The organism is Bradyrhizobium sp. CCBAU 45321, from assembly GCF_028128975.1.
Lineage (GTDB): Bacteria > Pseudomonadota > Alphaproteobacteria > Rhizobiales > Xanthobacteraceae > Bradyrhizobium > Bradyrhizobium yuanmingense.
The window spans coordinates 1-8374 of the sequence record NZ_LFKZ01000010.1 but is presented as its reverse complement, the minus strand read 5'-3'; the positions used below and the strand labels follow the sequence as shown (position 1 = coordinate 8374).

Annotated in this window: 5 protein-coding genes and 2 pseudogenes; 6 read left to right on the top strand and 1 reads right to left on the bottom strand. The window is 57.4% G+C overall.

Annotated features, from left to right (window positions below):
• The 6 genes and pseudogenes from ACM43_RS01095 to ACM43_RS01075 all read left to right on the top strand — a co-directional run.
• Positions 1 to 372 (top strand): annotated as a pseudogene (locus ACM43_RS01095) (hypothetical protein); the annotation flags it as partial.
• A complete protein-coding gene (locus ACM43_RS38705) occupies positions 306 to 581 on the top strand; it encodes a group II intron maturase-specific domain-containing protein (protein ID WP_442869237.1) in 276 nt (91 codons plus the stop codon). The pseudogene ACM43_RS01095 and the gene ACM43_RS38705, both read left to right, overlap by 67 nt.
• 1354 nt (positions 582 to 1935) lie before the next feature.
• On the top strand, positions 1936 to 4041 hold the full coding sequence (gene sctV, locus ACM43_RS01090; protein WP_036032189.1) for a type III secretion system export apparatus subunit SctV: 2106 nt from the start codon (positions 1936 to 1938) through the stop codon (positions 4039 to 4041).
• Positions 4038 to 5420 (top strand): FHA domain-containing protein, encoded by a 1383-nt coding sequence (locus ACM43_RS01085; RefSeq protein ID WP_036032188.1) that lies wholly within the window; start codon positions 4038 to 4040, stop codon positions 5418 to 5420. The genes sctV and ACM43_RS01085 overlap by 4 nt, the downstream gene beginning before the upstream one ends.
• Before the next feature lie 252 nt (positions 5421 to 5672).
• Positions 5673 to 5891, top strand: coding sequence for an EscF/YscF/HrpA family type III secretion system needle major subunit (locus ACM43_RS01080; RefSeq protein WP_157786105.1), 219 nt, complete (start codon positions 5673 to 5675; stop codon positions 5889 to 5891).
• A gap of 196 nt (positions 5892 to 6087) precedes the next feature.
• Entirely contained in the window at positions 6088 to 7026 is a 939-nt protein-coding gene (locus ACM43_RS01075) for a LysR substrate-binding domain-containing protein (RefSeq protein WP_050996323.1), read from the top strand.
• Between the two features lie 567 nt (positions 7027 to 7593).
• Here ACM43_RS01075 and tnpC read toward each other — a convergent pair.
• Positions 7594 to 8307 (bottom strand): annotated as a pseudogene (gene tnpC, locus ACM43_RS01070) (IS66 family transposase); the annotation flags it as partial.
• Between the last annotated feature and the right edge of the window lie 67 nt (positions 8308 to 8374).

The following is an 8374-nucleotide window of genomic DNA, read 5'->3' as shown; positions in this document are numbered from 1 at the left end:
CTCACACCCGACGAACACATTTGCAAATGCTGGACTTCCCAGCCAGAACGATTCAAACTCAACCCGCTCCAGCAAATGCCGGGACTAAACACCCAGGTTTGCGGAATGCGGACTACGGCTGCATCCGGCATCGTGTATTGCAAAGATGCCAATCGCTCCGGCGCTTATCCGGAGCAGGCGTTTGACTTCCTCGGCTATAGCTTTCGGCCGAGAATGGCGAACAATCGACACGGTGAGCGGTTCGTCTCATTCAGCCCGGCCGTCAGCAAGAAGGCCGGAAAACGGATGCGGCATACCGTGCGCAGGTGGCGGCTGCATCGGCGCAGCGATCTTGGTTGGTGGAAATCGCCAAATGGGTCCGTCCAGTCCTGACGGGCTGCGTGCGCTACTACGGGCGGTTTTATCCCTCGAAGCTTCAAGAGGAGTTGCGCACGATCGATGCCTACATCGTTCGATGGGCAACACGACAATACAAACGGTTCCGAGGACACACGTTGGCGGTATGGGAATGGTTGCGATCGCTGAAGCGACGCAATCCAGGCCTGTTCGCTCACTGGGTTGCCGGATCAACGGTTGGATGACGGGAGCCGGATGAATCACGAGGTTCACGTCCGGTTCTGAGAGAGCGCGGGGCTGCAATGCCCCGCGCCACTCACCTATCTCAAGCGCTATACCGACGGCCGCGAGATCAAGGCAGGGGTCGCGAGCTGGATCGCCTTCTACAACGATCGTCGCCTTCATCAGGCACACAGCTATAGCACGCCGATGGCGGTCTGGCGCGAACCGATGCAGGCCGCGAAGTCTGTGGACATGGTGGACAACGCTGACGCGTTGACCTCATGCCAACAGCAACTGCAGCAGGCAGAGTCTCTGGCAGCGTGATAAAAACAGATCAGGAGCGGTCAGTTTCCAACTAACAAACCGGTTCAAGCGGCCCCGCTCCGCGGGTCCATTTCACGCGTCGGGCTCGGTCGCACTTGTGAGGTGATAAAGTTGCACAGTCTGGGTACGTGGCAGTGGCAGTGTCCGCGTCACAACAAATTCATACTTGGCCACCCCAAACTCCGCGCAGCCCAGTCGGTCGCCTTGGCACACGTTTTCAATCATTCGCCACGCGCGACGGGGAATACAATCGTTGCATAGTCATGGTTGATATCGACAATAACGTGACCCAGGTCGGATGACGAATGAACAGCATCTAAATCCCCCTCGTTAAACGCCGGCCACGCGTACATTCCTGCTGATGATGGGCCTCCTAGTTCGAGAGCGGAGTAGGCATGATAATTGCTACCTCCGGAAGAGGTTGAACTGATCTTGAACGAACTATCCGAACCGCCCTGCGGTTTACCGCGAGAAGATCAATCAAGGCTTAGGAGATGGCGTCATGTTCCGGCGAAACGATGGTATCAGTTGGACGATCCTTACTTGCTTGGGGGAGCCGACGCTGGACGTCCCACGCATCTCCAACCGCTCCGAGGGCGGGAACACTATTGATCGTTTCCCAACACGACATTGTCTCGAAGGCGACCGTCGGGAGATTGCAAACCCCGAGTCGGAGCGATGCTTAGAGCTGTCCCGAAGCCTAAGAAGCCCACCTGCATTATGTTACGCTACGTGACTTCGTAAGCTCAGCGACTTTTTCAAGAAAAGGCCGCGCGAGAATCGCTGCTTAGGTGCGTGCCGAGGATGGCAGCTGGGACTGACAAATCGACCTCAACACCGTCTGGCGCGTCGCACCGCCGACGCTGAATATTGCGGATGAGGGGCTCTGCCCATGCAAAGCGGTTTCTACCATTGTCACAGGACCTTGAGGGCCGATTCGAGCGCCACGAGCGTTAGTCAAAGCATTTGGGCAAGCGTCAGCGCCGAGGCGGGAAGCCGTCTGCGGTTCGTCACATCATTCGCGCCCACGCGCACCTATAGAGGATACACCGCGTGTCTAGTGTAAAGTTTCTTGACACAGTCCGAGCAGTCGCGTCCGGCCGTAATGATATTGTTCTGGTGGCGCTGCTGATCACGATCATCTTCATGATGATCATTCCACTGCCGCCCGTCCTCATGGATGTGCTACAGGCCCTCAACCTGGGACTCTCGGCAGTCCTGCTGATGATGGCGGTCTACATTAAATCCCCCCTTGCGTTCGTCTCCTTTCCTTCAGCGCTCTTGGTCACGACGCTATTTCGGCTATCGCTTGGCGTCGCCGCGACACGCGCTATCTTGCTTCATACAGACGCCGGCCAGATCATCAAGACATTCGGGGACTTTGTGGTGGCCGGCAATCTCGTGGTGGGCACTATCACTTTTTTGATCATCACAATTGTTCAGTTTCTCGTCATCACCAAGGGATCTGAGCGTGTGGCGGAGGTTGCTGCACGGTTTTCTCTGGATTCGATGCCGGGCAAACAAATGAGTGTTGACGGCGACTTGCGTGCCGGCAGTATTGATATCCGAGAGGCAAGTCGGCGCCGCGTTGCGATTGAGCGCGAGAGCCAGCTGTACGGTGCCTTGGACGGCGCCATGAAGTTTCTCAAGGGTGACGCCATCGCGGGCTTGATCAGCATTGCCGTGAACATCATAGGCGGGATCGCGATTGGAGCGCTTCAAAAGGGAATGGGATTGTACGAGGCGCTCGAGGTCTATGCGATCCTGACGATCGGAGACGGGCTCGTCGGTCAGATACCGGCTCTCTTCACAGCGATTACCGCGGGGTTTATCGTTACGAGGGTTAGTGACGAATATCGCGGCGCAGATCTCGGCAACGAAATCGGCGACGAGGTCAGCGCACAACCACGTGCGCTGATTGTCGCGTCGTTCATTCTCCTCCTCTTTTCGTTCGTCCCTGGCTTTCCGACGGGAATCTTTATGGTCTTGGCGGTTGTAGTCGGAGGCGGTGGCTGGGAATTACAGCGTAATCAGCGGCAGGCCACACCGGCAATGCGTCGCTACTCGGTGACAGGGGGAACGCGCTTAACAGCCTCGGACGAGCCGACCGGCGGGGCTGATGGAGCCGACGACAATGGCATCGAGTTCACTGTGCCACTGATGATCGACATTGGTCATGACGTTCAGGCGGCCATCCCTCCCGATCTGCTGAAGAAAGCATTGGATGCAGAACGGCATGCGCTCGTTCTTGATCTCGGCGTCCCTCTTCCAGCGATCAATGTGCGGATGAACGACAGCTGCAAGGATGGAGCATATGTCATCATGGTAAATGAAATACCATGCGGTGAAGGGCGACTGCGCTCGCAACATCTTTTGGCACGTGATACTTCTGAGAACCTCGATCTTGTGGGCATTCCGTATGTTCTGGACAAATCCTTTCTTCCTCAGATCGAGACGGTCTGGGTGGACGCCATACATCGCGAATCATTGCGAGCTGCCAGCATCCCTTTCCTGGAATCGGTGCAGATCCTTAGCTACCAAACTGGCCAAATCCTGCGCAGGCATGCTTTCGAGTTTATCGGTATCCAGGAAACAAAAACTCTTTTGAATCGCATCGAGGTGTGCTTCCCGGAACTCGTAAGGGAAGTACTCCGCTCAGCGCCTCTGCAGAAGATTTCAGAGGTCTTTCAACGGCTGATCGCGGAGGAGGTTTCACTGCGTAACATGCGCACCATCCTCGCCGCACTGGTCGAACGGGCACAGAACGAAAAAGACGTTGTCCTGCTGACCGAGCATGTGCGCTGTGCGCTGAAGAGGCAAGTCTGCATCCCGTATTGTATCGGCATGAACCTGCTGCCCGCCTATCTTCTCACGCCAGAAGCGGAAGATACAGTGCGCAATGCCATTCGGCAGACTTCCGCCGGCAGCTATCTCGCCCTTGACGCGCGAACCACAAGTCAGATCATTCACGCAATACGAGAAGCTATCGGCAACCTTAACCAGCAGCCGCATAAGCCGGTGCTGCTGGCTTCGATGGATATACGTCGATACCTACGCAAGGTCATCGAAACCGACTTTTACGAACTTCCAGTGTTATCCTATCAGGAGCTTCCCCCCGATATCTCCATACAGCCATTGGGACGGATATCGCTGCAATGAGAAATGCCAATATAGAACAAGATGCTCCCACGGGCGATCAGATCCAGCTGTCCTTGCATGTGCTATCTGGCCCCAACAAAGGGGCCGAGACATCGCTCGGCGATGGAGCGTGGCTAGTCGGTAGCCATGGCGCTGACGACCTTACCTTCGCAGATCCGGAACTGGTTGCCTCACATCTTCGCATTGTCATCGAGGCCGGGCAAATCCAGATCACCGCACTGGCACCGGGTGTGCTCATCGGCGGTAGTGATTGTCTAACAGAGTGCCCGACGACCCTCGATCCACTCACTCCGGTTCAGGTTGGGCGGACGATTTTCAGTATCGGGCCGACTGGTGGGAGCTTTCCCGATATCGACTCTGTGGTCGAGCGCAGAAGGCTGCACGCAGAGCAGGCCCCCCCAGCTCTCGAAGGACGGGCCCCCCGGGGGCGAGAAATTCGTCTTGTGGTGAACTCGATACCTCGGCCATTTCGGCTTGGTGCGGCCGCTTGCGTCCTTGTTATCATCGTCTCCGGAACTTACGCCGGGGTAACGAGTGTGGTTTCCTCTTTCACTCCGCCCCCCGTTCTGGGTGCCGATCCGATCAAACTTGCCTGGAGCGTCCTTGGCGATTTGAACGTCGGAAGCGGGCTCAGCATCGCGCTCTCCCATGATAACCTGATCATCGAGGGCGACTTGGGACGTGGAGAGGCGACAAAGATCAAAGCAGCCTTACGCGACGCCGGGCTAACAGCAGAGATAACATCGAAATCGGCAATCGCCAGCGCCCTGTCCGATGCAAAGATCATCGACCTGTCAACGACAGTAATGCGGGCATTCGGCATCGAGGGGAGTATTCGCGTGGGGAGCCCCGGAGAGATATCAGTCGCGGGATATGGCCCGAACGATGCAGTCGTCAAGGCAGCCCTTCGTCACCTGCAGCAGGATATTCCGGGGGTCCGCATAATTGATGACACGGTCACAACGCCGGACCGCGCGCGAAGCTTTCTTGAGAGAGCGACGACAGCCGAACTCCGTCGCATGATTCGTATCGTTGTGAAGCCAGACGTCGTCCTTGTTTCGGGGACGCTTACCCCAACCGCCTATAGCGAATGGCAGACCGTTGCTTCCCGCTTCGAGGAGAAGTTCGCACCCCACATTCGGCTCGAGGCACACTGTTCGCCAGTGGTATTGCCGATAGCGAGAGGTGTGCACCTCGGCCGGTCTCCATTTATCGTCATTGAGAACGGAACGCGGCTAAAAGTTGGCGACAATATCGATCACTTCGGCAAAATTGTTGTCATCGACCGGGGCGGAATGCTTGTGCGGGTCGGAGAGGCCGACGTGCACGTTCCCTATCTGAGCAGGCCAGAATGGTTAGTAGAGGAGGATCAACCGTGAGCGAGCCTCCAGTGGTGCTTGAGCTGCTGAAACAGCTGGTAGATGACGTCGATGGCGCAACGCTGTCTGCCCTCGAGAGAGAGTTCGAGAGTTGGCGACAATCGTTAAAACGTGACATGGATCGAGGCGTCACGAGGCGTCATTTCGACGCATTGTGCACATTGCTTGACGCGATAAATGCCGCAGCAGACGCTGTCAGTACAACATGGATGCGCCACCACAGCGGTGTATCCTCTGGCTTGGAGGGGTGAGGTGGATTTCAGCAGTATCAATGGCTCGCTTGGCAGATCTGTTGCGGCATCTGAACGCAGCTTGCGAACTCACATGGCGACCATGAACCCGGACGACACCATGGATCAGCTCAAGCTTCAGCTCTCAATGAACACTCACACTACACTCTTGAGCCTGAATTCGACCGTCATCAAAGCGGTTCACGAAGCGCTGAATGGTATTATCCGGAACATTGCCTGAGGTACGCCGGTTAGGCCCCCTCGATTCGAAGTCCGCTGTCAGCGGACATAGTATCCGACCTGCCGTGCACCCGGTGATGTGCTTCCCCGTTTTTTGGCGAATGCATTCGTCCCAATATGCATCCGGGATTTTTGATCCGCCGGCACCGCACGGGACAATCAAAGGTCTGAACAACGACGGGCGATGTTAGGGGGCTATGTCTTCCAGCTTTATGCAACTGCGTCATTTCCGATATTTCACGGGCATCGTGGATGCTGGTAGTTTTTGCCAAGCAGCGGCGACGATCCACGTGGCGCAGCCGGCCCTTAGTCAGCAGATGGCTGCCTTAGAAGCCGAGCTCGGCGTGGCGCTGCTGCACCGTAGCGTACGCGGCGTTCGCCCCACTCGTGAGGGTGCGGTCTTTTATCGCGAGGCCACGTCCATCCTTCAGCAGGTTGACCAACTGCGCAGCATCGTCCGCTCTGCGGCAGGAGAACCGGAAGGTACGGTAAAGCTCGGCATGGGCTCGGTGCTCGCCGCTTCGTTCTCCTGCGCCTTGATGGAAGCCAGCCGGAAGGTGCTCCCAAAAGTGCGCCTCCATCTTGTTGCCGGTGACTCTCTTCAGATGAAGCCGCTCATCGCATCACGAGCCCTTGACATCTGCGCTGTGCTCGAGGATTCGCCCACCCCAGGCGTTACCCGCCAGCCACTCTTTCAACAACGACTCCACTTAGTACGTCCTCGCGATAAAGGGGAAGTCGCTACCGCCGTTTCGCCTGAGGAGTTGGCTGAGCTCCCTCTTGTTTTGCCGACACGCCCAAACACGATTCGCGACGCATTAGATCGGACGTTTGAAGCGGTCAGCGTCGTGCCGAACTGCATCGCAGAAGTCGACACGTTTGCCAATGCGCTCTCCTTTGTCAGGGCGGGTCTCGCAAATGCGATCCTGCCCAAGGGCGAAATTCCCGATATTCCGGGCGACGAAGATCTGAGGCCGCTCGTAATAGATCCGCCGATCCATATGACAGCTTGCCTCATCTCCTCTGGCGACCTCGCCCCCGCCGCCCAAGCCGTAAGCTCCTTGCTGATTGCGCAGGTACGAAAAGTGCTTCAAACAAGACCTCTTGCAGGACGCCAGCTGGATTACGACACCTGATCTCGATTAAAAGCCGAGGCCCTATCGGTTGCCGAGTGACCAGTCAGTGGCAGATGGTTTACCTACTAGAGTGATAGAAAATGCGTATTACGAATAGTCAATCGGGAACGGTGTTTCGGGCGGCGCAACGCACCGGGATCGGATCACAGGGCTCATGTGGTCAACGCGTCAGCGTTGTCCACCATGTCCACAGACTTCGCGACCTGCATCGGTTCGCCAGACCGCCATCGGCGTGCGATAGCTGTGTGCCTGATGAAGGCGACGATCGTTGTAGAAGGCGATCCAGCTCGCGACCCCTGCCTTGATCTCGCGGCCGTCGGTATAGCGCTTGAGATAGGTGAGTGGCGCGGGGCATTGCAGCCCCGCGCTCTCTCAGAACCGGACGTGAACCTCGTGATTCATCCGGCTCCCGTCATCCAACCGTTGATCCGGCAACCCAGTGAGCGAACAGGCCTGGATTGCGTCGCTTCAGCGATCGCAACCATTCCCATACCGCCAACGTGTCCTCGGAACCGTTTGTATTGTCGTGTTGCCCATCGAACGACGGTAAGCGGCAAGCTGAGGCCGTCAGGCGGCGTGGTTCCATGGCATAAGCGCGTCGAGTTCGCTGCTCGGCCAACCGTTGGCGATACGCTGAAGCGTTACGGCGAGCCAGGCGAACGGATCGACGTTGTTCATCTTCGCCGTCTGCAGCAGTGTTGCGATAGTCGCCCAGGTTTGTCCGCCGCCGTCGCTGCCAGCGAAGAGACTATTCTTTCTCGTAATTGTTTGTGGCCTGATGGCGCGTTCGACGATGTTGGAGTCGAGCTCGATGCGGCCGTCGGCCAGGAAGCGCTCGAAGATGGCGCGGCGCGAGACCGCATAGCGGATCGCCTCAGCCAGTTTTGATTTGCCGGAGATCCGCCGCAAGGTCTGCTGCCAGAGGTCGAAGAGATCTGCGACGATCGCCGCGGAGGCTTGCTGGCGCGCGGCGACGCGTGCGTCGGGGCTTTGACCGCGCACGGTCTTCTCGACCTGCCAAAGCTTCGCCATCCGCTCGACCGTCGCCGTTGCCACTTCTGAGCTCCCTGCAACATGTAACTCGTAGAACTTGCGCCGGCAGTGTGACCAGCAGCCAGCCAATGTGATGCCATCATTGCCGCGATCGGATCGCGCGAGCTTGTTATAGGCGGCATAGCCATCCACCTGCAAGATGCCGCGATAACCATTGAGGTGCCGGACCGCGCATTCGCCGGAGCGGCTGTCTTCGAAGCGATAAGCCACCATCGGGGCGCATTGCCTCGCCTTAATTGTTACCGGATGCTGAGCCGTTGCCTCACGTAAATTGCTCCCCTAATCGGGGACGAGC

What these genes read in the sequence shown, in the direction of transcription:
- ACM43_RS01085 (WP_036032188.1), top strand. Translation starts at nt 4,038, where the DNA reads ATGAGAAATGCCAATATAGAACAAGATGCTCCCACGGGCGATCAGATC.
- ACM43_RS01075 (WP_050996323.1), top strand. Translation starts at nt 6,088, where the DNA reads ATGTCTTCCAGCTTTATGCAACTGCGTCATTTCCGATATTTCACGGGC.